At 70.6% G+C, this 25,828-nt stretch carries 20 protein-coding genes; 10 read left to right on the forward strand and 10 right to left on the reverse strand.

Going from position 1 to position 25,828, the window contains the following annotated elements; genetic code table 11:
- Positions 1-4 precede the first annotated feature (4 nt).
- The 3 genes from AW271_RS43150 to AW271_RS18620 all read left to right on the forward strand — a co-directional run bounded on the left by AW271_RS43150 (position 5) and on the right by AW271_RS18620 (position 3,113).
- Positions 5-88: a putative leader peptide gene (locus AW271_RS43150; RefSeq protein WP_353051406.1), complete on the forward strand. Its 84-nt coding sequence runs from the start codon at positions 5-7 to the stop codon at positions 86-88.
- A 138-nt stretch (positions 89-226) separates the two neighbouring features.
- The gene (locus AW271_RS18615) at positions 227-2,074 is read left to right on the forward strand and encodes a 2-oxoacid:acceptor oxidoreductase subunit alpha (RefSeq protein ID WP_062338434.1); all 1,848 of its coding nucleotides are present in this window, start codon (positions 227-229) and stop codon (positions 2,072-2,074) included.
- Positions 2,067-3,113, forward strand: coding sequence for a 2-oxoacid:ferredoxin oxidoreductase subunit beta (locus AW271_RS18620; protein WP_062338435.1), 1,047 nt, complete (start codon positions 2,067-2,069; stop codon positions 3,111-3,113). Before AW271_RS18615 ends, AW271_RS18620 begins: the two co-directional genes overlap by 8 nt.
- Positions 3,114-3,164: 51 nt before the next feature.
- Here the strand turns inward: AW271_RS18620 and rfbC are convergent, their stop codons facing one another.
- The 5 genes from rfbC to AW271_RS18645 form a co-directional block, all read right to left on the reverse strand.
- Positions 3,165-3,752: a dTDP-4-dehydrorhamnose 3,5-epimerase gene (rfbC, locus tag AW271_RS18625; protein ID WP_062338437.1), complete on the reverse strand. Its 588-nt coding sequence runs from the start codon at positions 3,750-3,752 to the stop codon at positions 3,165-3,167.
- 59 nt (positions 3,753-3,811) lie between these two features.
- Positions 3,812-7,984, reverse strand: coding sequence for a LamG-like jellyroll fold domain-containing protein (locus AW271_RS18630; RefSeq protein ID WP_062338438.1), 4,173 nt, complete (start codon positions 7,982-7,984; stop codon positions 3,812-3,814).
- A gap of 118 nt (positions 7,985-8,102) precedes the next feature.
- Entirely contained in the window at positions 8,103-9,776 is a 1,674-nt protein-coding gene (locus tag AW271_RS18635; protein ID WP_062338440.1) for a right-handed parallel beta-helix repeat-containing protein, read from the reverse strand.
- Positions 9,773-11,404 (reverse strand): hypothetical protein, encoded by a 1,632-nt coding sequence (locus tag AW271_RS18640; protein ID WP_062338442.1) that lies wholly within the window; start codon positions 11,402-11,404, stop codon positions 9,773-9,775. Before AW271_RS18640 ends, AW271_RS18635 begins: the two co-directional genes overlap by 4 nt.
- Before the next feature lie 10 nt (positions 11,405-11,414).
- Positions 11,415-12,689, reverse strand: coding sequence for an O-antigen ligase family protein (locus tag AW271_RS18645; protein ID WP_157554351.1), 1,275 nt, complete (start codon positions 12,687-12,689; stop codon positions 11,415-11,417).
- Positions 12,690-12,786: 97 nt separating this feature from the next.
- Here AW271_RS18645 and AW271_RS18650 point away from each other — a divergent pair, with 97 nt between their 5' ends.
- Positions 12,787-13,683, forward strand: a complete 897-nt coding sequence (locus AW271_RS18650; RefSeq protein ID WP_062338446.1) for a sulfotransferase domain-containing protein — start codon at positions 12,787-12,789, stop codon at positions 13,681-13,683.
- On the opposite strand, the gene AW271_RS18655 is transcribed toward AW271_RS18650, so the two are convergent.
- Complete coding sequence (locus AW271_RS18655) at positions 13,661-14,518, reverse strand: phosphotransferase (protein WP_062338448.1); 858 nt, start codon at positions 14,516-14,518, stop codon at positions 13,661-13,663. The two genes, AW271_RS18650 and AW271_RS18655, sit on opposite strands and share 23 nt — an antisense overlap.
- Positions 14,515-15,606 carry a DUF1972 domain-containing protein gene (locus AW271_RS18660; RefSeq protein ID WP_062338450.1) on the reverse strand — a complete coding sequence of 364 codons (1,092 nt, stop codon included), beginning with the start codon at positions 15,604-15,606 and terminating at the stop codon, positions 14,515-14,517. The genes AW271_RS18655 and AW271_RS18660 overlap by 4 nt, the downstream gene beginning before the upstream one ends.
- Before the next feature lie 72 nt (positions 15,607-15,678).
- On the opposite strand from AW271_RS18660, the gene AW271_RS18665 reads away from it, so the two are divergent.
- The 6 genes from AW271_RS18665 to AW271_RS18690 all read left to right on the forward strand — a co-directional run bounded on the left by AW271_RS18665 (position 15,679) and on the right by AW271_RS18690 (position 23,016).
- Positions 15,679-16,797, forward strand: coding sequence for a glycosyltransferase family 4 protein (locus AW271_RS18665; RefSeq protein WP_062338452.1), 1,119 nt, complete (start codon positions 15,679-15,681; stop codon positions 16,795-16,797).
- A 61-nt stretch (positions 16,798-16,858) separates the two neighbouring features.
- Positions 16,859-18,025, forward strand: coding sequence for a GumC domain-containing protein (locus tag AW271_RS18670; protein WP_157554353.1), 1,167 nt, complete (start codon positions 16,859-16,861; stop codon positions 18,023-18,025).
- Complete coding sequence (locus AW271_RS18675; protein ID WP_062338457.1) at positions 18,025-19,296, forward strand: MATE family efflux transporter; 1,272 nt, start codon at positions 18,025-18,027, stop codon at positions 19,294-19,296. Before AW271_RS18670 ends, AW271_RS18675 begins: the two co-directional genes overlap by 1 nt.
- Positions 19,274-20,287, forward strand: a complete 1,014-nt coding sequence (locus AW271_RS18680) for a YncE family protein (RefSeq protein ID WP_062338459.1) — start codon at positions 19,274-19,276, stop codon at positions 20,285-20,287. The genes AW271_RS18675 and AW271_RS18680 overlap by 23 nt, the downstream gene beginning before the upstream one ends.
- 19 nt (positions 20,288-20,306) lie before the next feature.
- Complete coding sequence (locus tag AW271_RS18685; protein WP_062338462.1) at positions 20,307-21,929, forward strand: outer membrane protein assembly factor BamB family protein; 1,623 nt, start codon at positions 20,307-20,309, stop codon at positions 21,927-21,929.
- 127 nt (positions 21,930-22,056) lie between these two features.
- Positions 22,057-23,016, forward strand: a complete 960-nt coding sequence (locus AW271_RS18690; protein WP_062338464.1) for an FkbM family methyltransferase — start codon at positions 22,057-22,059, stop codon at positions 23,014-23,016.
- Here the strand turns inward: AW271_RS18690 and rfbD are convergent.
- Genes rfbD through AW271_RS18705 form a run of 3 tightly spaced genes read right to left on the reverse strand, consistent with a single transcriptional unit; the run spans position 23,013 to position 25,827 of the window.
- Positions 23,013-23,825: a dTDP-4-dehydrorhamnose reductase gene (gene rfbD / locus AW271_RS18695; protein WP_062338466.1), complete on the reverse strand. Its 813-nt coding sequence runs from the start codon at positions 23,823-23,825 to the stop codon at positions 23,013-23,015. The genes AW271_RS18690 and rfbD overlap by 4 nt on opposite strands.
- Positions 23,822-24,763: a dTDP-glucose 4,6-dehydratase gene (gene rfbB, locus AW271_RS18700; RefSeq protein ID WP_062338468.1), complete on the reverse strand. Its 942-nt coding sequence runs from the start codon at positions 24,761-24,763 to the stop codon at positions 23,822-23,824. Before rfbB ends, rfbD begins: the two co-directional genes overlap by 4 nt.
- Positions 24,760-25,827, reverse strand: a complete 1,068-nt coding sequence (locus AW271_RS18705) for a glucose-1-phosphate thymidylyltransferase (RefSeq protein ID WP_062338470.1) — start codon at positions 25,825-25,827, stop codon at positions 24,760-24,762. The genes rfbB and AW271_RS18705 overlap by 4 nt, the downstream gene beginning before the upstream one ends.
- Between the last annotated feature and the right edge of the window lies 1 nt (position 25,828).

Here is a 25,828-nt window from a genome sequence, read left to right on the forward strand (position 1 = left end):
CACCGTGACCCGAATCATCCTCTTCGCTCGCCGGCACGTCGACCTGTGCCGCATCGCGTCGGGACTGTGTCAAGCCCTGCCCGACTGACGCCCCATCCCCCCACACGAGCGACAAAGGTCACAACCCACGCGCATTCGTATAAGCGCGGCAAAGGGATCTAGCATTGAATTCACACACGTGCCACGAGCAGACCGCGCCTTGGTCTGTCGAGGAGGACTGAGCGCTGTGACCAAGCAGGTGCAGCAACTCGACCGCGTGATCATCCGGTTCGCGGGTGACTCCGGCGACGGCATGCAGCTCACCGGCGACCGATTCACCGCGGAGACGGCGTCGTTCGGCAACGACCTGTCGACGCTGCCCAACTTCCCGGCCGAGATCCGCGCCCCGGCAGGCACCCTCCCCGGAGTGTCGAGCTTCCAGCTCCACTTCGCCGACCACGACATCCTCACCCCCGGCGACGCGCCCAACGTCCTGGTCGCGATGAACCCGGCCGCCCTCAAGGCGAACCTGTCCGACCTGCCGCGCGGCGCCGACATCATCGCCAACGCCGACGAGTTCACCAAGCGGAACCTGCAGAAGGTCGGCTACGACGTCAATCCGCTCGAAGACGAGAGCCTGGCCGAGTGGCGGCTCCACTCGGTGCCGCTGACCTCGCTGACGGTCAAGGCGCTCGAAGAGTTCGACATCTCGAAGAAGGACGCCGAGCGCGCGAAGAACATGTTCGCCCTCGGCCTGCTCTCGTGGCTCTACGGCCGCCCGGTCGAGGCGACCATCAAGTTCATCGAGACCAAGTTCGCCAAGAAGCCCGAGATCGCCAAGTCGAACGTGGCGGCCTTCAACGCCGGCTACAACTACGGCGAGACGACCGAGGCGTTCTCGGTCTCGTACGAGATCAAGCCCGCCCCGCTGAGCGCCGGCGTCTACCGGAACATCTCCGGCAACCAGGCGCTGGCCCTCGGGCTGGTCGCGGCGTCGGTCCAGTCGAAGCTGCCGCTGTTCCTGGGCTCCTACCCGATCACCCCGGCCTCCGACATCCTCCACGAGTTGTCGAAGCACAAGCGGTTCGGCATCCGGACCTTCCAGGCCGAAGACGAGATCGCCGGCGTCGGCGCGGCGCTGGGCGCGGCGTTCGGCGGCGCGCTCGGCGTGACCACCACGTCGGGCCCCGGTGTGGCGCTGAAGGCCGAGACGGTGGGCCTCGCGGTCACCACCGAGCTGCCGCTGATCGTGGTCGACGTGCAGCGCGCCGGCCCCTCGACCGGCATGCCGACCAAGACCGAGCAGACCGACCTGCTGATGGCGCTGTTCGGCCGCAACGGCGAGTCGCCGGTCCCGGTGATCGCCCCGGCGACGCCGAGCGACTGTTTCGACGCCGCCGTCGAGGCCGCCCGGATCGCGATCAAGTACCGCACCCCGGTGATGCTGCTCTCCGACGGCTACCTGGCCAACGGCTCCGAGCCGTGGAAGGTCCCGGCGCAGGCCGAGCTGCCCGACATCTCGGTGGAGTTCACGACCGCGCCCAACGGCGACGACGGCACCACCTTCCTGCCGTTCAAGCGCGACGCCGAGACGCTGGCCCGCCCATGGGCGATCCCCGGCACGCCCGGCCTCGAACACCGCATCGGCGGCATCGAGAAGGCCGACGGCACCGGCAACATCTCCTACGACCCGAACAACCACGACCTGATGGTCCGGCTGCGTCAGGCCAAGATCGACGGCATCGACGTGCCCGACCTCGAGGTCGACGACCCCGACGGCGACGCCCGGGTGCTCGTGCTCGGCTGGGGTTCGACCTACGGCCCGATCGCCGCGGCGGCCCGCCGGGTGCGCCGGGGCGGCGGCAAGGTCGCGCAGGCCCACCTGCGTCACCTCAACCCCTTCCCGAAGAACATCGGCGAGGTGCTGAAGTCCTACGACAAGGTCCTCCTGCCGGAGATCAACCTGGGCCAGCTCGCGCTGCTGCTGCGGGCGAAGTTCCTGGTCGACATCATCAGCTACAACCGCGTGCGCGGGCTTCCGTTCAAGGCCGAGGAGCTGGCCGGAGTGATCCAGGAAGTGATCGACAGTGAGTGAGTCTCTCAACGGCAAGGGCCTGGCCCTGGTGCCGAAGGCCGAGGGCAAGCAGACCCTGAAGGACTTCAAGTCCGACCAGGAGGTGCGCTGGTGCCCCGGGTGCGGCGACTACGCGATCCTGGCCGCCGTGCAGTCGTTCATGCCCGAGCTGGGGATCAAGCGCGAGAACACGGTGTTCGTGTCGGGCATCGGCTGCTCCTCGCGGTTCCCCTACTACATGAACACCTACGGGTTCCACTCGATCCACGGCCGCGCCCCGGCCATCGCGACCGGTCTGGCGGCCTCGCGCCCCGACCTGTCGGTGTGGGTGATCACCGGTGACGGCGACGCCCTGTCGATCGGCGGCAACCACCTGATCCACGCGCTGCGCCGCAACGTCAACCTGAACATCCTGCTGTTCAACAACCGGATCTACGGTCTGACCAAGGGCCAGTACTCGCCCACCTCCGAGGTCGGCAAGATCACCAAGTCGACGCCGATGGGCTCGCTCGACAAGCCGTTCAACCCGATCTCGCTGGCCGTCGGCGCCGAGGCCGGGTTCGTCGCCCGGACCATCGACTCCGACCGCAAGCACCTGCACAGCGTGCTGCGCGAGGCCGCCGCCCACCGGGGCACCTCGCTGGTCGAGATCTACCAGAACTGCAACATCTTCAACGACAACGCGTTCGAAGACCTCAAGGACCCGGACAAGCGCGACGTGATCACGCTGCGCCTGGAGCACGGGCAGCCGATCGCCAACGCCTCCCAGGCGGTCCGCATCGCCCCGACCGGCGGTCTCGAGGTCGTGGCGCGCGACTCGATCTCCCCGGAGGAGATCCTCGTCCACGACGTGCACAACCCCGACCCGTCACTCGCGTTCGCGCTGAGCCGGCTCGACGAGCCGGCCTTCCAGCACGTGCCGATCGGCATCTTCCGGTCGGTCGACCGCCCCTCCTACGACCACCTGATGAGCGAGCAGCTCGAGATGGCCGTGGCCCAGCGCGGCCCCGGCGACCTCGACGAACTGCTCCAGGGCGGCGACACCTGGAAGATCAACTAAGCGAGACGCGGACGGCCGAAGGCCGGCCGTGGCTCGCGCCATGAATCTGCCTCAATTCAAGGTTTTGTAGAAAGACGTACACGTCTCATAGTCGGGAAGCAGGCCCTCGTCGAGGGCCTGCTTCATTGAGGGCGCCTGTACGTCCTTCTCTGACAGCAGCGGCGTCTCGAAGGGCCATTCGATGCCGAGTTCCGGGTCGAGCGGGTTGACCCCCCGCTCCCGGGTCGGGGCGTAGGGCTCGGAGCACAGGTAGAAGACCGTCGCGTCGTCGGTGAGGGCGGCGAAGCCGTGGCCGAGGCCCTCGGAGATGTAGACGCTCTGGAAGCGCTCCGCGTCGAGCACGATCGAGTGGTGCCGGCCGAACGTGGGCGAGCCCACCCGCAGGTCGACGATCACGTCGAGGACGCGGCCCGACAGGCACGTCACGTATTTGGCCTGGCTCGGCGGCACGTCGGCGTAGTGGATGCCCCTGATCGCCCCCTTGGCCGAGACCGAGGTGTTGGCCTGGGACAGGCGCAGGCCATGGCCGGTGGCCTCGGCGAGGTCGGCGGCCCGGAACGACTCCATGAACGTGCCCCGGTCGTCGTGGAACAGCCTCGGGGTGTGGAGGTAGGCGCCCTTGATCGGCAGTTCTTCCATAGGGACTCCTTACATGACAGATGCCCCGCCGGGCGACCCGGCGGGGCATCGGTGCTCGATTAGGCGACGGTCACGGGGTGGACCACGACCGAGGTCCGGCCGTCGGCGCCCGTCACGGTGAGGGTGATGTTGTAGGTGCCCGGCGCCGCGAATGTGTGGGAGCCGGTCTGGCCGGTGCTGGGGGCGCCGCCGTCACCGTAGCTCCACGTGTAGCTCGCGATCGCCGCCGACCCGGCCGTCGAGGCCGAGGCGTCGACGTCGCAGGTCAGGCCGACGCAGGTGGGCGTGAACGCGGCCGTCGGGGCGGCGGCCAGGTTGCTCGCGGCGAGGTCGTCGACTGTCAGGGTGATCGGCGCGTTCGTCGCGGTGCCCGACAGGTAGGCGCCGATGCCCACGCCGCCCGCGACCTGGAGGTTCGCGGTGGCGTCGGTGGTGGTCGCCTGCCAGGCGGCGGGCTCGGCGCCGGCCGCGTTCCAGACCTTGCCGGAGATCGTCGTCGGGTTGGTGCCGGTGACCAGCACCCGCATGTTCAGCACCAGGCCCGGCGTGTAGGTCAGGCCGGGGATGGTGGTCTCCGACGTGATGAGGGTGTCGGTGCTGGCCCCGGCGGTGCGGATCAGCGCCAGGCCGACGCCCGACGGGAGCAGCCGCGCCCGGACCTTGTACTCGCCGACGCCCGCCACGCGGCGGCCGGTGGCGAACAGGTAGGTGCCGTTGCCGGTGCCGACCTTGTCGGACGCGATCGAGAACGACAGGTCGGCGGTGGTGCTGGACACCCCGTCGAGGTAGGCGCGCGGGTTGGCCGTCGTCGCCGGGAGGGCGAGCTTGGCCGCGTTGCCGTCGACGGAGAAGTTGCCGGTGCCGCCGACGAGCGTCCACGGGCCGCCGGTCTGGGCGGTGCCGAGCGCGCCGTTGAGGGTGCGGCCGAAGGTGTCGTTCGCGATGATCGACGGGGGGTTGGCGGCCGGACGGGGCACGACCACGGCGCCGCTGTTGCCGGTGGCGTCGTCGTTGTCGGTGACCGTCAGGGTGACCGGGTAGTCACCGGCGGCCGGGTAGGCGTGGGTCGGGGTGGCGCCGGTGCCGGTCTGGCCGTCGCCGAAGTCCCAGGCGTAGCCCTCGACCGAGCCGTCGGCGTCGGCCGACGCCGAGGCGTCGAACGAGCACTCCAGGTCGGTGCAGGTCGAGGTGAACGAGGCGGTCGGCGGCTGGTTGGCCGGGCCGGTGCCGGTGCCCTCCTGGTAGTGCTGGGCGACCTCGGAGGCGGTGAGCACCCTGGTGTAGATCGCGCCCTCGTCGATGAACCCGTTGAGGTTGTCGGAGCTCGGGCGGTTCGGCCAGGAGTTCAGGTTGTCGCCGCCGAAGCGCCAGTAACCCGAGTAGCTCTCGGCGCTCGTCTGCGCGTTGGTGCCCACGAGCGCGCCGTCGACGTAGAGCTTCATGCCGTCGGCGCCCTGCGTCGCCACGAGGTGGTGCCACTGGTTGTTGTTGTAGGCGGCCGTCGTGGTGATCAGGTTGAAGGCGCCGGTGTACGTGCCGAAGACCAGGCGGCCGTCGTTGCGCATGTAGACGTGGCGGTCGTAGTTGCCGCTGGTGCCGGTCGCGGTGTTGCCGAAACCGACGATCTTGCCGCCCTGGTTGGACGAGCTGCGGAACCAGGCCTCGGCCGAGTAGGTCGTCGGGTTGCTCATCGAGTTGGCCGAGAACGCCCGGCCGCCGCTCTGCACCCGGACCGCCCGGTTGGTCGAGCCGACGATCGCGCCCGTCTGGTTGTAGGTCACGCCGGTGTTGGTGAACGTGCCGTTGATGCCGCTGGTGCTGGCGTCGATCGCCGCCGGGCCGTTGGCCTCGTTGAACCGGAAGTAGGTGACCGGCTCGTCGTCGTAGACGACGCGGCCGTAGTCGTCGGCCGGGCGCGGCGGGATCGGGCTGGTGCGGCCGGAGGCGACGAAGTGGGCGTCGATCTTGGCCGGCGTCAGCGCCGCCGGGTAGATCGCGACGTCGTCGATCTGGCCGTTGAGGTAGAGGCTGGTCGGGCGGTTCGGCCACCCGTTGAGCTGGTCGCCGCCGATCCGCCAGTAGCCGGTGTACGACTGGGCCGTGGTGACCGAGGGGTCCTGGCCGACGCGGCGGCCGTCGACGTACAGGGCGATGCCGCCGCTGCCCTGGGTGGCCACGATGTGGTGCCACTGGCCGTCGTTGAAGCCGGGGGCGCTGTTCACCGTGCGGACCGCGTTGGGGTAGACGCCGAAGTAGACGCGGCCGGCGTTGTCCATGTAGACGTGGCGGTCGTAGCTGCTCGACTCGCCGGTGGGCGTGTTGCCGTACCCGACGATCTTGCCGCCCTGGTTCGAGGTGGTCTTAACCCAGGCTTCGATCGAGAAGGCCGGGGTGGTGGCGACCGTGCTGTTGGTCTTCACCAGGCCGGCGCCGGTGCCGTTGAAGGCCGCCGCGGCGTCGGCGTCGCCGTTGATCGCGCCGGGGGTCGCCTGGGAGGTGCCCGCGTCACGGGTGGCGTCGGTGAAGGCGGCGTAGTCGAAGGCGGTGGTGCCGGAGCTCTCGCCGAGACGCCAGTAGGCGGCGGCCCCGTCGTCGATGACGGCTTCGGCGTAGGCGCTGAGCGCGCCCGCCGAGGAGATCGTCACCGGGTCGGAGGTGCCGCTGCCGACGGCGTTGCCCTGCGGGTCGACGGCGCGGACCCGGTAGGTGTGGACGGAGCCGGGCGTGAGGCCCTCGTCGATGAAGCCGGCCGACGGGAGGGTCCAGAAGTTGGAGTCGACCTCGACCTCGCCGATCGGGGTCGTGCCCCCGTCGCGGAGGATCTGGTACGTCAGCTTCGCGTGGTCGCGGTCCCAGGTGGTCTTCCAGCTGAGCCGGGCGGTGCCCGCGTTGAGCGAGACCGCGGTCGGGGTCAGGTCGGCCGTCGGGATCGGCCCGGCGGTCTTCGGCGCGTTCGCCTTGACCGCGAACCGGGTGAGGCCCTGCTGCGCGCCGCCGTTGACGGTGGTGAACTCGCCGCCCATGACCAGGTAGTCGCTGTTGCCCGACAGGGCCCAGCCGCCCTGGTTCATGCCGGTGTAGGAACCGGCGTTGACCTGCGGGAACCAGTGGAGCAGGGTCGGCGTGGGCTGACCGCTGTACTGGCTGTTGTTCGACGGCGGCATCGGGTCGGTGCCGGTCGGCACGATCGTGGTGGCCAGCGCACGCTGCCAGCGGGTCGGCGAGACCTCGGGGAAGCCGCGCAGCGACTCGCAGTCGTGGGCGTGGCCGACGCTGTAGAGCACCTGGTTGATCGGGAAGACGCTGTAGCTGGCGCCGTAGCAGTTGTCGAGCCAGATCAGGTCGCCCGTGTTGGGCTCGACCGCGAACCGGCCGTCGAACCAGTGCCAGCCCTCGCCGTCGGCGGCGGCGTAGATGTTGGTGCCGTCGGTGGTGAGGTCGTAGGTCATCGAGTAGTCGTTGCCGATCCGGGCCGGGATCGGGTTGCTGCTCCACGGCAGCGAGTCGCCGGTGACCGGGTCGAGGGCGCCGATGCCCACCCGGGTGGCGTTGTTGAGCTGCTGGAACTTGCCGCCCACGATGACCCGGCTCTGGTCGGGCGACATGATCAGGGCGAAGACCTCGTCGTCGGTGTCGGGGGCCCACGGCTGGTTGGCGCCGTTGCTCCGGTTGACCGCGGCCAGGCGGTTGCGGCTCTGGCCGTTGACGTTGAAGAAGTTGCCGCCGAGGTAGACGGTCGAGGTGGAGACCGTGATCGCGCGGACCACGTTGCCGACCGAGGGGGCCCACGACTCGAGGTTGCCCGTGGCGACGTCGAAGGCCGCGACCCGGTTCCGGGTCTGGCCGTTGACCTGCGTGAAGTCTCCGCCGATGTAGATCTTCGTCTGGTCGGGCGACACGGCGATGGTGCGCGCCTGCGCGTTCAGGGTCGGCGCGAAGGAGGTGACGTTACCCGTGGTGATGTTGAAGGCCAGGATGTTCGACCGCACCACCTCGGCCGCGTTTCCCGGGGCGGTGCCCGGCGGGCGGGCGCGGGTGAAGCTGCCGACCGCGTAGACGGTGTTGCCGACGGTGGCCATCTTCCAGACCACGCCGTTGATCTGCCACGTGGGCAGGGCGTCGGCCGTGACGGTCTCGGGCACTCCCGGCGGCGGGTCGATGTCGGCCCGGGCGGGAAGGGGGATCGCCGCGAGCGACGCCCCCAGTAATGACGCGGCCAGGAAGGCGGCCACTCGCGATGATCGAATTACCACGGTTACCTACATCTCAGGAGATCGTTCTCACATCGATGCAAGAGTAATGGAACGGTTTAATCAAGCAAGGAGTAACCCGTGGGACATGAAGTAACGATTAAAGTTCACCTTCTGGAGCACCGGATTTAAGCACCGTCCCGGCTTCGTGGCCGAACAACTCGGCGACATCGGAAGGCAGCGGCGCACCATCGGGCAAATCACCATTTTCCGGCTCGCTGCCGTGGATTTCCTGACCGGTCGTCCGGCGCAGATCGGCGACCGTGGCCACGTCGGCGTCGGCCCGCGTCCAGTCGGCCCAGTCGGCGAGCGGCCCTGGTCCGCGCCGGTGGTAGACGTTGTGGTCGAGGCTGGCCATGTCGGCCGCGCCCTTGCGGCGGGTCAGATCGCGCACCGCCACTAGAGGCTCGGCGCCGGCTGCGGAAAGCACGTTGTTTCGCACCTCGACGCCACTCACATTCCAGGTCACTCCCGGCGTGAGTTGCTGCCGCGCGCCGTCGATGGCATAGATCTGGCGGCCTTTGTTGTCGGTTACGGTGTTGTTCCAGACCCGTACGTCGCTCGACTCGTTCACATAGACGCCGTGGGCGCCGTTGCCGGTCACCACGTTTCCGGCGATGAGCGCGCCGGCCGAGATCTCGAAATGGATCCCGTGGTGGGCGTTGTTCCGGGCCAGGTTGCGGGCGACCACCGCGCCGACGATCGACTCGTCGAGCCAGATGCCGGGGCCCCGGTTGTCCTCCACGAGGTTGCCGACGACCGTCATGCGCTTCGACTCGGTGATCTTCAGGCCGCCGGAGACCGGGGCCATCATGAAACGCTCCACGTTGTTGCCTCGGCTGACGTTGCCGACGATCGTCGCGTCGTCGGACTTGTGCCCGCCGATGCCCACCTGGCCGTTGCCCTCGAACAGGTTGTTCCTGACGGTGATCCGGGCGCCCTTCAGCGACAGGCCGGTGACCGAGGTCTCGGCGAAGACGCTGTTCTCGATCGTCATGTCGTCGGCGAACGCCTTGACGGCGGCGATCCTGGCCAGGGAGGTGGCGTAGCGCCGTACCCCCACGCCCTTCAGAGACGACCCGTCGGCGCCCTCGAAGTAGAGGGCCTCGTCGAGGGTGGTGGCGCGGACCTCGCGGCCAGTGGGGTCGTCGCCGATGAACAGGCGGCCGGCCTGGTAGTCGACGAAGAAGGCGCCGGGGCCGACCTGCTCGGCGGCCCGCACCTGGGTCAGCTGCCGGCCGTCGACGAAGACCTGGTCGGGCCAGTTGGCCATCGGGTGCTCCGGATCGACCATGTGCCAGTCTTCGCCGCCGCCCGCGGTGAAGTCGGTGTTGTCGAACCGCACGTCCCAGCCGTCGCGACGCCAGCGGGAGCCGTCGCGCACCCAGCCGCCGACCGGTTCGCTGCCGTCGAACCAGACGACCTCGCCGGGGTGGTTCTGGATGGCCAGGCGCTTGCGGAAGATCTCGACCTTCTCGTGGTAGACGCCTTCGCGCAGGACGATCGTCGAGCCCGCGGGGACGGTCTCCACGGCGTGGGCCAGGGTCCGCCAGGGGCCGGCGCGCTCGCCCCTTCCCGCGTCGTCGCCGTCGGGGGCGACGAAGAACGCGCCCTCGGGGACGGGGTAGTCGGCCTCACCCAGAGGGGCCGGCCCGGCCGTCTGCCACGACGGCTGGGCCGGGACGACGTAGCCGGGGCGCATCAGCGCGGCCCCGATCAGGACGCCCGCCACCGCGAGGGCGACGGCCCCCGCGGCGGCGAGCGGCCGCCTCACAGAACCGTCACCGACGCGCTGGTCGGGCTGGAGACGCGGTTGTTGTACGGGTCGATCGCGCGCACCCGGTAGGTGTGCGAGGCGCCGGGGGTGAGCCCGGTGTCCTGGCACGACAGGTTCGGCAGGTTCCAGAACACCGAGAACGCCTCGGCGGTGCAGGCCACCTGGCCGTCGTTGCGCAGCACCTCGTAGCGGACCTTGCGGTTGTCGAGGTCCCACGTGGCGCCCCAGCGGATGGTCACCTTGCCGCCGCCGTTGGCCTGGAGGGTCGGCGCGCCGAAGCCGGCCTGGATCGGGCCGCCGGTGTCGGGCTTGGTCTCGTGGAAGGTCCAGCGGGTGAGGCCCTGCTGCGCCACGTCGTTGACCTCGGTGAAGTCACCGCCGGCCCACAGGTAGGTGCCGTCGTTGGCCATCGCCCACGGGCCCTGGACCCAGGGGTAGGTGGTGCCGGGGGCCGAGTTGGGGAACCAGTGGAGGATGGTCTGCTTGCCGCCCTGGGCCGTGCCGGCGGGCTCGGCGAGGTAGCGGCGGTGCGGCTTGGTCTCGGGGAAGCCGTCGTTGCCGTAGTACGACTGCATGTTGCAGCGGTGGGCGTGGCTGCCGCTGTAGAGGACGCCGCCCATCACCGAGATCGCCTGGGTCGCGCCGAGGCAGTTGTTGATCCAGATGCGCGAGCCGTTGTCGGGGTTGAAGGCCAGGCGGCCGTCGAAGGTGCCCTCGCCGTTGGCGCTGGCGTACATGCGGGTGCCGTCGGAGACGATGTCGGTCACCCACGAGCGGCTGGTGGAGCTGTTGGCCGGGATGTCGTTGCTGTTGAACGTGCCCTTGGAGCCGTCGCTCACGTTGACGGCCGACAGGCCGTGCTGCCGGACGCCGTTGATGCGGTCGAAGTCGCCGCCGACGATGAGGCGGTTGCCGGCCGGGGTCAGCATCATCGCGTTGACGCGCTTGTCGGCCGTCGGCGCCCAGGAGGTGAGGGCGGCGGTCGAGGTGTCGAATGCGGCCAGGCGGGTGCGGGTCTCACCGTTCACGGTGGTGAAGTGGCCGCCCGCGTAGACGGTGCTGTCAGACACGGCGATGGCGCGCACCCGGTTGTTGAACACCGGCTTGAAGTCGGGGTCGAGGGCGCCGGTGGCGGTGTCGAAGGCCGCCATGCGGTCGCGCCGCGAGCTGTCGATCTTGTTGAAGTCGCCGGCGACGTAGATCTTCGAGCCGTCGGGCGAGGCCTTGATCTCCCACACCGTGTCGCAGCGGTAGGTGTTGGCGGCGATCTTGTCGCACTCGTTCTGCGCCTGGTCGTCGGTGAACGTCGGCGAGAAGGCCACCGGGTTCCACGGCAGCAGGTCGCCGGTGGCGGTGTCGAACGCGGCCAGCCCGACCCGCGGCACCTCGCCCGCGCCCCCCTTGGGGACGCCCGGCGGCCGTACGTTGTCGAAGTTGCCGCCCACGTAGGTCACCCCGTTGACGATCTCGATCGTCAGCACCACGCCGTCGGTCTGCCAGGTGGGCAGCGCGTCGGCAGTGACCGTGGCGACTTCCCCCGCAGCGGGGGCGGTGTCGGCCAGCGCGGCGGGAACGGGCGTCACCGCTAAGGCGGCGATCAGGCCCGATATCAGGGTCTTGCGCATTTGGTCCCCTTCAGGGCACAGGTGAGACCACACCGGCCTCACGCGTATCGTGACGCTCCTCACGTCTCACAGGTTTACGTGTGATAACACAAGTCCACGCCACGATGAGGAACATCCAGATGGACGCGACGTTGGCCGCGCCCGCCATCTGATCGGCGGTCAAGCCGTCGACCACCAGAAACGTCATCAAACCGAGCAGCAGCGCCGCCTCGACCCGGACCTCCTGGACCCTGGTGAACGACAGGTTCACCGTCAGCACCACGACCAGGAGCAGGCCGAAGATCGCCGCGCCGACGAGCCCGCCTTCGACGAGCACGTTGACGAAGATGTTGTGACCCCCGCCGAGCCCCAGGGCGTCGAGGAACAGCCCGCGCGCCGACGACATGCCGTTGCCGAACACCGGCCGGTTCATCACCGCCTGGTAGGCGAAGGTCCACAGGTCGGTACGCGAGTTGAGGCTCTCCAGCTGTTCGACGGTCTCGCCACGCGTGGCGAACTCCAGGAGCCTGTCGCCGAACAACAGCGGCAGCAGCACCAGGACCGGCGTGCCGACCATGATCACCTCGACCCGGCCCCGGGTGCCCCGGGCGGTGAGCAGGAACAACGCCACCCCCGCGAGGATGCCGACCGCCGCCCCCCGGGTGCCGGTGGCGACCAGCGCCGCCGCCGTGACGCCCGCCGAGCCGGCGTAGACCGGCCACGGGAACCGGCGCGGCAGCCCGTTCGGCAGCAGGAACGCCAGGCACAGCAGCAGTGCGACGCCCAGGAACATGCCGGCCGTGACGGGATGCACGTAGAGCCAGTTGAACCGGTCTTGCGTGTTGGGCGTGCGTTTGAGCGGCAGCGCCACCCCGAACGCCACCGAGATCACGACCAGGCCGACGAACACGTGGGCCAGCCGGTAGAGGTCCTCGCGCCGGGCCCGGGTCGCGATCACGTGACACACGATCGCGGTGACCAGGAGCTGGCTCGCCCGCACGGCGGCGAACGGGGGGAACGGGGTCCACAACACCGACATGGCGCAGTAGGCCGCGAACAACCAGGCCAGGATCAACGCGGCCGGCGCCGCCCGCCGAGGGGCCCGCAGGCCGAACCGGCGGTAGAGGTAGAGCGCGCAGAGGCCGTAGACGCCGATCTCCAGCAGGACGGTGGCGTCGATGCCGCCGCCGACCGCTTCGGAGACGTCACGCGACCGAAACTTGTAGTCGCTCGCGAGGATCATGCCGAGAGGCAGCAGGGTGGGCCACCACTGCGTGCGGAGCCGCCGGTGGCGCGCACCTCTCACGCCGGTCCCCCCGAATCGCCGCTCCGCTTGGTGACGTGTGCCAGCATACGAGCGGTTAATAACTTTTCACTATGGACCGGTTGAGAGGACGAGTCAGATGAAGCTCCCTGAACCCGTGATGAACGCGGGCCGAACCGCCATCCGGGGCTGGGGCATGGCGACGGCGGCGTTCCGGCCCGATCCCGACTTCCTGCTCATCGGGGCCAAGCGCGGGGGTTCGACGTCGTTCTACTTCGCCCTGCTGGAGCATCCGAGGGTGATCCCGCTCTTCCCGGCGGCCGGGTTGCTGCCCAAGGCCAACCACACGAAGGGCGTGCACTACTTCGACTCCAACTACGCGCGCGGGATGCGGTGGTACCGCTCGCACCTGCCGAGCCGGGCCAACCGGGCGCGGGCCGCGCGCAGGGCGGGGGGCCCGGTGGTCGCCGGAGAAGGCTCGCCCTACTACCTCCACCATCCGCTGGCCGCCCAGCGCGCCGCCGGGAACGTGCCAACGGCGCGCGTCCTGCTGGTCTTACGCGACCCGGTCGAGCGCACGTTCTCCCACTACCGCGAGCGGGTGCGCGCGGGCGCCGAGACCCTGACGTTCGAGGAGGCCCTGGCCGCCGAGGAGTCGCGGACCGCCGGAGAGGAGGAGCGGATCATCGCCGATCCGGCGTACCTGTCCTACGCCCACGAACAGCAGTCGTACGTCGCCCAGAGCGAGTACGCCCGCGGCCTGGAACGCTGGTTCGCCCACTTCCCCCGAGACCGGTTCCACATCCTGACCAGCGAGGACTTCTACCGCGACCCGCAGGCCGCCTGCGACAGGGCGGCGGAGTTCCTCGGGCTGCCGCCCGCGCCCCTGCCCGCGGCGGGCAAGGTCTGGAACGCCGCCGCCCCGGGCGACATCCCCGACGACGTGCGCAAGAGACTGGCCGCCCACTTCGCCCCGCACAACCGGCGGCTGGAGGAGATGCTCGGCCGCAGGCTCAGCGACTGGACGGCCGGCTGAGCACCTCCAGCGCCGCGAGCAGGCCGCCGTTGAGCGGCAGGTCGTCGCTGCGCCTGGAGATGACGGCCTCCCAGTGGGCGGCCGCCTCGGCGTATCCCGTGGGCACCGGGTCGACCCCGAACAGGGTCGTCTCGGCGGCCCGGTAGTAGACCTCGTCGGCGCCGGGGGGCGCCCAGGCGGCGTCCTCCCAGTCGATCAGCCACGGCGTCCTGCCCCGGGTCCGGCGCAGGTTCCACGGGGTGAGGTCGCCGTGCATCGGCAGCCAGTGGTCGGGCGTGCCGGGGGGTTTGGGCAGCTTGGCGAGCAGGCGCTGGATGCGGCCCGTCAGGTCGACGACGTCGACGCCCCGGAACGGACGGGCCGGGACCGGCTCCATCGCGGAGATCAGCAACCACGACGGGCGCTGCCCGAGCACCACCGGGGCCCGGAAGCCGTCGCCGCCGTCGAGCAGCCGCAGCACCTGGGCCTCGTGGTCGAGCCCGTCGCGCACTTTCAGGAACCCGGCCGGACGGCCCTTCTGGAGCAGCAGGGCCGCCGCGCCGGGCCGGGACGCCTGCGGCCGCAGGTAGAGGGCGACCTCGTCGACCGGGCCGACGATCTCGGCGACCTCACGCAGGATCTGGTCCCAGCGTTCGACCGGGGCCTGCCAGCGTTCGCGCCTCCCGGGCAGCAGCCACGGGCCGGCGACCAGCACCGACCGGTGCAGGATCCGCTGGGCCAGCAGCGGGAGGGGCTTGGAGAAGGTGAGCAGCGACAGCCCGGCCGCGGCCGACCGGGCGTCGCCGACCGGGATCCAGACGTTGGCCCGGCCCGGCGGGTAGCGCACGAAACTCATCCGCGCAGGTCCAGGCAGAGTCTCTCGTAGCGGGCGGCGACGTCGTCCCACGTGTAGTGGACGCGGGCGCGCTCGCGGGCCAGGTCGCCCCGGCGGCGGCAGGCGGCTGGGTCGTCTTCGGCCTGCTCGATCACGGCCGCCAGGTCGTCGGGACCGCTGAAGAACGTGCCCGACTCGGCCAGCACCTCGCGGTTGAACACGACGTCGTAGGCGACCGTCGGCGCGCCCGCGCCCATCGCCCGCAGCAGCGAGGGGTTGGTGCCGCCGACGGAGTGGCCGTGCAGGTAGGTGGCCGACCCGGCGTAGAGGGCGTCGAGCAGGTCCTGGTTCCAGACGGCGCCGACCAGCTTCACCCGGTCGTCCTTGGCCGCCAGGTCGTCGATCTTCTTCACGTACTCCTCGGCGTAGGGCGCCGAGCCCACGACGACCAGCGGCAACCGGGCGGTGCTGCGCGAGTAGCCCTCGACGATCAGGTCGACGTGGTTCTCCGGCTCGAACCGGGCCACCACCAGGTGGTAGCCGCCGGGTTCATAACCCTCGGCCCTCAGCAGGTCGTCGTCGCAGCGTTCCTGGATGGGCGCGCCATAGGGGATCATGACGCTGCCGGCGGCGTAGGTCTCGCGGTAGTAGTCCTGGATCGCGGCGGCATCGGCGATGATCTGCTTCGACCAGCGCACCGACAACTTCTCGACCGCCAGGTAGTAGCGCTGCCCTGCACCGTTCCACTTGGCCCGCTTCCACTCCAGCCCGTCGACGTGGGTGGCCACCGGGATGCGCGCCAGTTTCAGGAACGGCAGCAGGGGCGCGTTCGCCGCGTTGAACACCAGCGCGACGTCGGTGCGGTGCAGCAGCACATGGCCGACCGACAGCGCGGTGTGGCTGAGCGTCTCCATGATCTTGTGCGGCACGGCGGGCAGGTGGACGAGCGTCATCCCCTTGTACGCCGGGATCTTCTCCACCGCCCCCCGGCAGTAGACCCGGACGTCGTGCCCGGCGTCGGCCAGGCGGGCCCCGATCTCCTCGACGGCGGTCTCGAAGCCCCCGTAACGGGCCGGCACCCCGCGAGTCCCGATCATGGCGATCCGCATGCGTCCCCTTCGATGGATGACAAGATGAACATCCAACCGTAAACGGTAATCAAACATTTGGATGCGGCAACGATGGTTCGAGTGGTGATGGCCCACCCGTCGCCCGATCTCTACGGCTCCGACCGCATGCTCGTCGAATCGGTCCGCGCCCTGGCCGAAAAGGCCGACATCACGGTTACCCTGCCCACAGACGGCCCTTTGTCCGATTTGATTCGCGCGGCCGGGGCCGAAGTCGAGATCCTGCCCGTGCCCGTGCTCCGCAAGGCCTACCTGAAGCCCGTCGGCCTGGTGAAGCTGGCCTGGGCGCTGGCCACGACACTCCCCCGCATGGTGTCCTACCTGCGGCGCGACCGTCCTTCTGTGTTGTACGTCAACACGGTCACCATCCCCTGGTGGTTGCTGGCCGGGCGGCTCGCACGGGTGCCGAAGGTCGTGTGCCACGTCCACGAGGCGGAAGAAGGGGTTCCCGGGCCGGTCAGACGGGCCCTGGCGCTGCCGCTGCGGCTGGCGCACACGATCATCGCGATCAGCCGGAGCGTGCGCGACCGAATCGTGGCCGACGGCGGCCCTGACGGGAAAACGACCGTCATCCACAACGGCGTCGCCGGTCCCCCGCCGACAGACCCCCGCCCGGAACACGAGGGACACCTCGTGCTGGTCGGCCGCCTGTCGCCGCGCAAGGGCAACGACGTCGCCGTCGAGGCGGCGAAGCTCCTGGTAGACCGAGGTCACACCATCAGGCTGACGCTGGCCGGCACCATCTTCCCCGGCTACGAGTGGTACGAGGCCGAGCTCCGCGCCAAGGCCGCGGAGCTCGGGCCCGAGGTGGTCTTCGCGGGGTTCACCGACCCGGTGTGGCCGCTTCTGGCCACGGCCGACGTCGTGCTGGTGCCGTCGCGGGTCGAGCCCTTCGGGCTGGTCGCCGTCGAGGGCATGCTGGCGCGTCGCCCGGTGGTCGCCAGCGAGGTGCAGGGGCTGGCGGAGATCGTCGAAGACGGGAAGAACGGCCTGCTCGTGGCCCCGGGCGACCCGGTCGCGCTGGCCGACGCCGTCGAAACTCTGCTTAACGACTGGACCGCCGCCAAAGCCCTCGCGAACAGGGGTTTCGACGACGCGACGTCGCGATTCGGACTATTGCGTTACACGACGGCGATGGAGCGGGCGATTCTCGGGCCGGGGGCTGATGTCTAAACTGTGAACCGACTACTTCTTTACATGAAGAGGAATGCACAAGCGGGGAGAACAGGCATTCGTGGCCACAGACCAACGTGACGAGACCCCCGAGGTCGGTCTTCTTGAGGCCGTGTGGCGCTATCGGTGGTCGTCGATCGTACTGATCCTCGTCGCCGCGGTGGCCGCGGGGGCGGCGACCTTCTTCGTCTTCGGCAACGTCGAGGCGACCGCCCGGTTCGCGGTCGTCGACCCGCGCAGCACCACCTACCTGCGCATGGGCGTGTCCTCCGACAGCAGCTACATCGCCTACACCGCCCAGCGGGCCGCGTTCGCCCAGTCGGCGGGCGTGCTCGACCGGGCCCGGCAGCTGCTCGAGAACGAGCAGAAGGTCGTCGTCGACCTCGAGACCCTGCGGCAGAGCGTCACCGCCTCACCCGGCACGGCCGGCGGCATCGTCGTGGTCACCTCGACGGCCAAGACCGACAAGCTGGCCGCGCAGATGGCCAACTCGGTCGTGGCGGCCTACCAGATCCTCACCGAGGCCGACGCGCAGCGTGAGCAGGAGAAGCTGCTCAAGAGCGTGCGGTCCACGCGCACCCGCGTACAGGACGACCTGAAGCGCGCCCCCGACGGCAGCGCCACCGAGTCGTCGCTGACCGAGGCGCTGGTGCAGCTCCAGCTCAAGGAGTCGGAGGCGACGATCGACCTCGCCCAGTTCGGCGGCGGCGTGCGGTTCGTCGACCAGGCCAACCCGCTGAAGATCACCCCGAGCAAGGTGCCGACCAACATCGCGATCGGCCTCGCGGTCGGCACGCTGCTGGCCATCGTGATCGCGTTCCTGCGCGCCACCAACCCGATCGGCACGATCCGCGAGGTCACCACCCCGACCGGCCAGCGCCACAAGCCCGCCCAGCCGCGCCGCCCGCTGCTGCCCCGGCCCGAGATCAACGGCACGGCCCCGGTCAAGGCCGAATACGACGACCGCCCGACGGCCGCCTTCGAACGCATCAGCCTGCCCGCGAAACCACCGGAGCCCGCGCCCGCGACGCCCGCGATCGAGCGTCCCCCGGCCGGGAAACCCGCGGCCGAAAGGCCCGCACCGCCGCCGCCGATCCGCAGCTGGCCCGAACCGCCGCCCGCCAAGACGCCTCCCACCAGGGCGCCTTCAGCGAAGCCCGCCGACGACGAAGCGTCCGGTGACGACGCCGAGCCCGTGGTGACCATCGACACGGGCGCCACCTCCTGATGGCCGGTTCTCTCCGCAGGCTCGTCGCGCGCGCGGGCGGGTCGGTCACCTCCCAGGCCGTCACCGCGGGCGGGAGCGTCGTCTTACAGCTCATCGCGGTGCGGTTCCTCGGGCCCGAGGCGTTCGGCGCCTACGCGATCATGATGGCCGTGCTCGTCGCGGTCACCACCGTCTTCTCCTCGTGGGTGGGCGACTCGCTCACCGTGTTGGACCGTTTCAATCCGCGCGTGCGGGCCGCGTTGTGCGCCTCGATCCTCGGCCTGACGGCGGCCGGGACCGTCGTGGGCGTCGGGTTCGCGCTGGTGCTGCACCTGGCCGACGCGCCGGGTGTCGCGGCGTTCGCGCTGCTCACGGTGTTGTGGTTGCCGCAGGAGAGCGCGCGGCGGCTGCTCAACGCGCGGCTGGAGTTCGGCCGCCTGGTGCTCAACGACGTCGTCTACGTCGGGGTGACGCTGGCGATCCTGGCCGGGCTCTGGCTGACCGGCACGCCGTTCACGCTGACGTGGATCCTGGGCGCGATGTGCGCGGGCCAGCTCGTGTCGCTCGGGCTGACGCTGGCGCTGCTGCCGTCGGCGGAGTACCGGCTGCCGCGCCCGAGCCTGGCCGGGCTCGGCGAGGTCACCTCCTTCGCCGCGTGGCGGTCGGCGCAGGCGTCGTTGCGGCCGGTCGCGCTGCTGGTCATGCGGGTGGCGATCGACACGTTCGCGTCGCGCACGGTGCTGGCCGCCGTCGAGGCCGGACGGTTGCTGATGTCGCCGGCGCTGACGGTCGTCCAGGGCGCGGGCTCCTACCTGCTGCCCACGTTCGTGCGGCGGCGCGACGCCGGGGCGCCGATCCGGCCGCGCAACGCGCTGGCCGCCTCGCTGGTGCTCATCGCGGGCACGCTGGCCTGCGGGGTCGCCGCCATCGCGGTCCTCGGGCACGTCGGCCCGCTCATCACCGGCGGCGCGTTCACCCTCGACGCGGTGACCGTGGGCGGGTGGGTGGCCTACACGGTCAGCTTCTCGGCGACGCTGCCGCTGTCGATGATGGCGGCCGCCTACACGATGTCCCGCCTGGTGTTCGTGGTCAGGGCGGCCGAGACCGGCATCGGCCTGGCGGCCATGCTGGTCGTGCTCGCGGTCGCCCCCGATCTGGCCCACCTGGCCCCCTACTGCATCGGATTCGGCGGCCTGGCCTCGGGATTCCTCCTATGGTGGCACCTTCGCCGCCGCCAGGCCCCCGTCCCGTCACGGAATGAGATCCCCCATGAGACGCACGCTGCTGAGTAGCGCCGTTCTGGCGTTCGCCCTGACGGCGGCGGCGCCCGCGTACGCGGAGCCGGCCCCTCCGGCGCCGGTGAAGGCCGCCTGGAAGCAGGACCGGGTCATCGACAACCCGAAGATCACCGAGTCGAGCGGCCTCTACGCCTCCCCGCTGCACCCCGGCGTCGTCTGGACCCACAACGACGGCGCCGGACCGGCCACCCTCTACGCCATCGGCCCCGACGGCTCGACCCTGGCGACGGTCACCATCGAGGGCGCGGCGGCCGTCGACACCGAGGCCATGGGCGGCTTCGTCGACCAGCGCGGCAACGCCCTCGTCTATCTGGCCGACACGGGCGACAACGACAAGACCCGCCAGGCGGGGGTGACCCTGTTCGTCTTCCCCGAGCCGAAGGTGCTGGCCGACACGACGGTGACCGCCGAGCGTTATCCGATCGTCTACCCCGACGGCCCGCAGGACTCCGAGGCCGTCCTGGTCAACCCGGCCAACGGGAACCTCTACTTCGTCAGCAAGACCCCGACCGGCGGGGCCGTCTACGGCGCGCCGGCGTCGCTGGTGCCGGGCGTGGCCAACCGGCTCGAGAGGCTGGTGGCGGTGCCCCACGTCATCTCCGACGGCCTGATCGGCTACGACGGCCGCATGTACCTGCGCGGCCTCAACAAGATCCGCGTCTTCACCGACGTGACCGGCCACGTGGTGCAGACGATCGACGCGCCGAAGCAGCCGCAGGGCGAGTCGATGGCGCTCAGCGCCGACGGCAAGACGCTGTTCGTCGGCAGCGAGGGTGAGAAGAGCGCGGTGTTCGCGTGGGCGCTGCCCAAGGACCTGGTGACCGGCCCGGTACGCAAACCCGGTCCGCAGCCCGATCCCAACGCCATCCAGCAGAGCGGGAAGACGCAGCAGCCGTCGCGGTTGCCGCAGTTCATGCTCGGGGGCGCGGCCGGGCTCGTGGTGCTGATCGGGCTCGGCGCGGCCATCCGTCGACTGAGGCGGTAATCGGGTTCATACTCCGGCCATGCGCAAACGCACGATCCTGGCCGTGTTGTCAATCTCGTTCCTGCTGACCGGGTTGCTGGCGGCCCCGGCGTGGGCGGCCGACTACTCGGCCCAGCCCCGCGCCAACTGGCTGCCGAACGGCCGGGTCCTGGCCATCGCCCACACGGGCGACCGGGTGGTGATCGCGGGCGAGTTCACCAGCCTGCGGCACTCCGCGACCGGCGAGACCGTCGGCCGCCAGCGCGTGGCGCTGCTCGACGCGGCCTCCGGCGACCTGATCCGCTCGTGGTCGCCCGCGGTGAACGGCGCGGTGCAGGTCCTCGCGGTCGCGAACGGCCGGGTGTTCCTCGGCGGCGACTTCACCACGGTGGCCGGGCAGACCCGCACCCGCCTGGCGGCGATCGACCTGGGCAGCGGGAGCGTCGTCGGCGGCTGGACGCCGGCCGCCAACAGCACGGTGCGCGGGCTGGCCGTGATCGGCGACACGCTTTACGCCGGTGGGGCGTTCACGCAGGTCGCCGGGCAGAACCGGACCCGGCTGGCGGCCGTCGACCTGAACAGCGGTGCGCTGCGCGCCTGGAACCCGGGCGCCAACAACACGATCATGGCCATGGCGGCCGCCCCCGACGGCGGCAGCGTGATCGTGGGCGGGCAGTTCCGCACCCTCGGCGGCGCGACACGGTTGTTCCTCGGCTCGGTCGACCTCAACGGCGCGGTCACCGGCTGGACCCCGCCCGCCAGTTGCGACCTGCCGAGCAACCAGTGCTGGGTGCTCGACCTGGCCGCCGACGCCGACAGCGTCTACGCCGCCATCGCCGGAGTCGGCGGACGGCTGGCCGCCTACCGCCTGAGCAACGGCTCGCGCCGCTGGGAACGCACCGCCGACGGAGATGTCGAGTCGGTCGCGGTGCGCGGCTCGTACGTGTACGCCGCCGGCCACTTCTGCCCCGACTTCGCCGGCTTCCAGCGGTGTGACTTCGTGGCCGTCGACGCCGGGACCGGCGCGGTCGACACCGACTTCGCGCCCACGGCCAACGGGCAGGTGTTCGCGTTGCACGCCGGGCCCGACGCGCTGCGCGCGGGCGGCGGCTACAGCCAGCTCAACGGGGTCTCCCGGCCCAACTACACCGAGTTCCCGCTGATCCCGCCGTCGGGCGACGTGACGCTGGTGCCGGCGGGCGCGTCGTGGCGCTACCTCGACAACGGCAGCGACCAGGGCACGGCCTGGCGGGCGGCCGGGTTCGACGACTCCGGCTGGCCGCAGGGCCTGGCCCAGCTGGGCTTCGGCGACGGCGACGAGCGGCAGCAGGTCGCACCAGGCCGCATCACCTACTACTTCCGCACGACCTTCGGCGTCGCCGCCACGTTCGGCCAGGTCACCATGAGCGTGATCCGGGACGACGGCGCGGTCGTCTACTTGAACGGGACCGAGATCTGGCGCGACAACCTGCCGACCGGCACGATCACCTCCGCCAGCCGGGCGTTGTCGACCGTCTCGGGCGCGGCCGAGTCGCAGTGGATCGACGTGCCGCTGTCGCCCGGCCAGCTCCAGCAGGGCCAGAACACGATCACCGTCGAGATCCACCAGGACCGGCCCGACTCCAGCGACATCAGTTTCGACCTGCGCCTGCGGGCGCGCTGACGGCGGGGCGGACCCGCCCTGGAGGGAGGGGCGGGTCCGATTCTTCTGATCGAATTGGGTCCCCAAAAGTGACCATGGTCACCCTTATTGTGGGTCGAACCATTTTGCCCCTATTCGAGAGAAGTCCATGGTCGAAAAGCTCTCGCCTGTCCTGCGCGCCCGGATGCGGGCCCGGGAACTGCTCTCCCGCGCGCTCGTCGTGGTGCCGCCCGCGGTGACGATGAAGACCCGCTCGGGATACCACTCCTCCTCCGGGGTGTCACGCACCCTGCTCGGCCAGGTGGTGAAGGTGCTGCGGCACCGCCCGCTGGGCTTCGTCGACGACTTCGCCCTGCCGGACAACCCCCGCATCCGGCTGGCCGCCGTCGAGTCGCGGCTGGTGCGCATCCTGTTCTGGTACGGCGAGCGCGGCTACGAGGGCATGGAGACGGCCTGCTGGCGCGACCTGTGCGCCAAGGCCACCGGCATCCTCGAACTGGGCGCCAACATCGGCTACTACACCGTCCAAGGCGCCGACGCGGCCGGAGCGACCCCGTACGTCGCGGTGGAGGCCAACCCCGAGGCGGCGGCGATCGTGTCGCGCAACGCCGACCTCAACGGGCTCGCCAACGTGAAGGTGGTCCAGGCCGCCGTGGTGCCCGACGACGCGCCCGCCACGCTGGAGTTGTCGCTGCCCGACCAGGAGAGCTACGTCGCGCCGACGGGGGCGTACCTGTCGGAGGGCGGCGAGGGCATCAGCAACCGCCCGGCCTCCCGCACGATCACCGTGCAGACGGTGCGGATGTCCGACCTGATCGAGGGCGTCGACCTCATCAAGCTCGACATCGAGGGCTACGAGGCCGGCGTGCTGCGCGCGGTCTGGCCGCAGCTGCTGGCCACCCGGCCCACGATCGTCGTCGAGGTGCTCCGGAACGTTCCCGCGCTCCGTCAGGTGCTGCGCGACCTGCGCGCGGAGAACTACGAGATCCGCGCCATCGGCCACGACGCGCTGCACGTCATCACCGACGCCGAACTGGCGTCCGAGGAGCCGCTGCCGCGCTACGGCTCCCGGGACGTGATCGTCTCTCCGGCGGAGAAGGCCCTCTAGAGCTCGGGCCAGGCGTCGTGCAGGGCCTCTCGCCAGTCGCGCATCGGCTTGAGGCCCGCCGCCGCCCACCCGCCGTGGGCCAGCACGCTGTTCTTCGGACGGGCCGCCGGCCGGGGGTAGGCCTCCGAGGTGACCGGCCGCACCCGCTCGGGGTCGGCGCCCAGCAGGCGGAAGACCTCCTGGGCCAGGCCGTGCCAGGTGGTGGCGCCGGAGTTGGTGCCGTGGAAGACCCCCTGGGCACCCGAGCCGACCAGGTCGACGATCCGGCGGGCCAGGTCGAGGGTCCAGGTGGGCTGGCCGTGCTGGTCGGCGACGACCCTCACGACCTCGTGCGACCGTTCGAGGCGGGCCATCGTGCGCACGAAGCTGGGGCCGTGGGCGCCGTACAACCAGGCGGTTCTGACGATCGTGCCGTGGTGCGCCAGGACCGCCCGTTCACCGGCCAGCTTGGTGCGGCCGTAGGCGTTGATCGGGCCGGTCGGGGCGTCTTCCGGCCAGGGCTCGGCGCCCTCGCCGGAGAAGACGTAGTCGGTGGAGAGGTGGACGAGCCTGCGGCCCGCCGCCTCGGCCAGGGCGACGGGCGCGTTGACCCTGAGGGCGGCCTCCTCGTCGGTCTCGGCGTCGTCGACCGCCGTCCACGCGGCGCAGTTCACCACCACGTCGGCCCATTTCACGGCCTCGGCGACGGCGGCCCGGTCGGTGATGTCGAGCTCGGCCCGGGACGGCGCGCGGACGTCGGCGCCGTCGAGGACGCGGACCAGATCGGTGGCGAGCATGCCCCCGCCGCCGGTGACCAGCCAGCGCGTCATGCCCAGCCTCGCAGCGGCTTCCACCAGGTCGGGTTGTCGCGGTACCAGGCGACCGTGTCGGCGAGCCCCTGCTCGAAGGTCCAGCGGGGGGCGTACCCGAGCGCCCTCAACCGGGTGTCGTCGAGGCTGTAGCGGCGGTCGTGGCCCTTGCGGTCGTCGACGAAGTCGACGCTGTCCCAGGTCGCGCCGCACGCGTCGAGCAGGCGGCCGGTGAGCTCGCGGTTGGACATCTCGGCCGTGCCGGCGATGTGGTAGACCTCGCCGGGCTCCCCCAGCTCGGCCACCAGGCGGATGCCCCGGCAGTGGTCGTCGACGTGCACCCAGTCGCGCACGTTGCCGCCGTCGCCGTAGAGCGGCACTCTCCGCCCTTCGAGCAGGTTGGTCACGAACAGCGGGACCACCTTCTCGGGGTACTGGTAGGGGCCGTAGTTGTTGCCGCAGCGGGTGATCGAGACGTTGAGGCCGTGGGTGACCGCGTAGGCCCGCGCGATCATGTCGCCGCCGGCCTTGGCCGCCGAGTAGGGCGAGCGCGGGTTCACCGCCGCGTTCTCGTCCCACGAGCCGGTCTCGATGGTGCCGTAGACCTCGTCGGTGGAGACCTGCACGACCCTGGGCACCCCGGCGTCGAGGCACGCCTGCATGAGCGTCTGCGCGCCGAGCACGTTGGTGCGCACGAAGTCGGCCGCGCCGTCGATCGACCGGTCGACGTGGCTCTCGGCGGCGAAGTTCACCACCAGGTCGTGGCCCGGCACCACCTCGGCCAGCAGGCCGGGGTCGCAGATGTCGCCGTGGACGAAGTCGTGGTCGACCCCTTCGAGGTTGGCGCGGTTGCCGGCGTAGGTCAGCTTGTCGAGGACGGTGATCTTCGCGTCGGGCAGGGTGCGCACGAAATGGGAGCCGATGAACCCGGCGCCGCCGGTGACCAGGACACGTGTCATGCGGAGATCTGCACCTTACTGTGGTCGCCGAGCACCAGCCGGTGGGCCCGGGGCGTGTTGGGGGCCGGGGTGACCTCGACGTCGTGGCCGATCAGCGACGCCTCGACCCGGCGCACCCCGGTGATGGACGAACGGGCCAGCAGGATCGAGTATTCGATCTCGCTGTCGGCGATGACGCAGCCGGCCGCCACCGAGGTGAACGGCCCGACGTAGGAGTCGCGGACGCGGGCGCCCGGCCCGATGACGACCGGGCCGACGATGCGCGACCCGGTCACGACCGCGCCCTCGTCGACGACCACCCGCCCGATGAGCTCGGAGGCGGCGTCGACCTGTCCGCGCACCTGCGGCTGCAGCGATTCGAGCACCAGCCGGTTGACCTCCAGCATGTCGGCGACGTTGCCGGTGTCCTTCCAGTAGCCGGAGATGACCGTCGACTCGACGCGGCGGCCGTCGTCGATGAGCCACTGGATCGCGTCGGTGATCTCCAGTTCGCCGCGTGCCGACGGCTTGAGCTCGGCCACCGCCTCGTGCACGGCGGCCGTGAACAGGTAGACGCCGACCAGCGCGAGGTCGCTCTTGGGCGCCTTCGGCTTCTCCTCCAGAGCGACCACGCGGCCGTTCCCGTCGAGTTCGGCGACGCCGAACTGGGTCGGGTCGGGGACCTGGGTGAGCATGATCTGCGCGGCGGGACGGTCGTGTTCGAACCGGGCGACCAGCGAGCGGATGCCGCCGACGATGAAGTTGTCGCCCAGGTACATGACGAAGTCGTCGTCGCCGAGGAAGTCGCGCGCGATCTTCACCGCGTGCGCCAGCCCGAGCGGCGCCTCCTGCCGCAGATAGGTGACGTTGAGGCCGAGCCGCGAGCCGTCGCCGACCGCCGCCTCGATCTCGGCCTGGGTGTCGCCCACGACGATGCCGACGTCGCGGACCCCCGCGTCGGCGATGGCCTCCAGGCCGTAGAAGAGCACCGGCTTGTTGGCCACCGGTACGAGCTGCTTGGCCGACGTGTGGGTGATGGGCCGCAGGCGGGTGCCCGAGCCTCCCGCCAGAACCAGGGCCTTCATG

The sequence above is a fragment of the Herbidospora sakaeratensis genome (assembly GCF_001570525.1).
GTDB classification, from domain to species: Bacteria; Actinomycetota; Actinomycetes; order Streptosporangiales; family Streptosporangiaceae; genus Herbidospora; species Herbidospora sakaeratensis.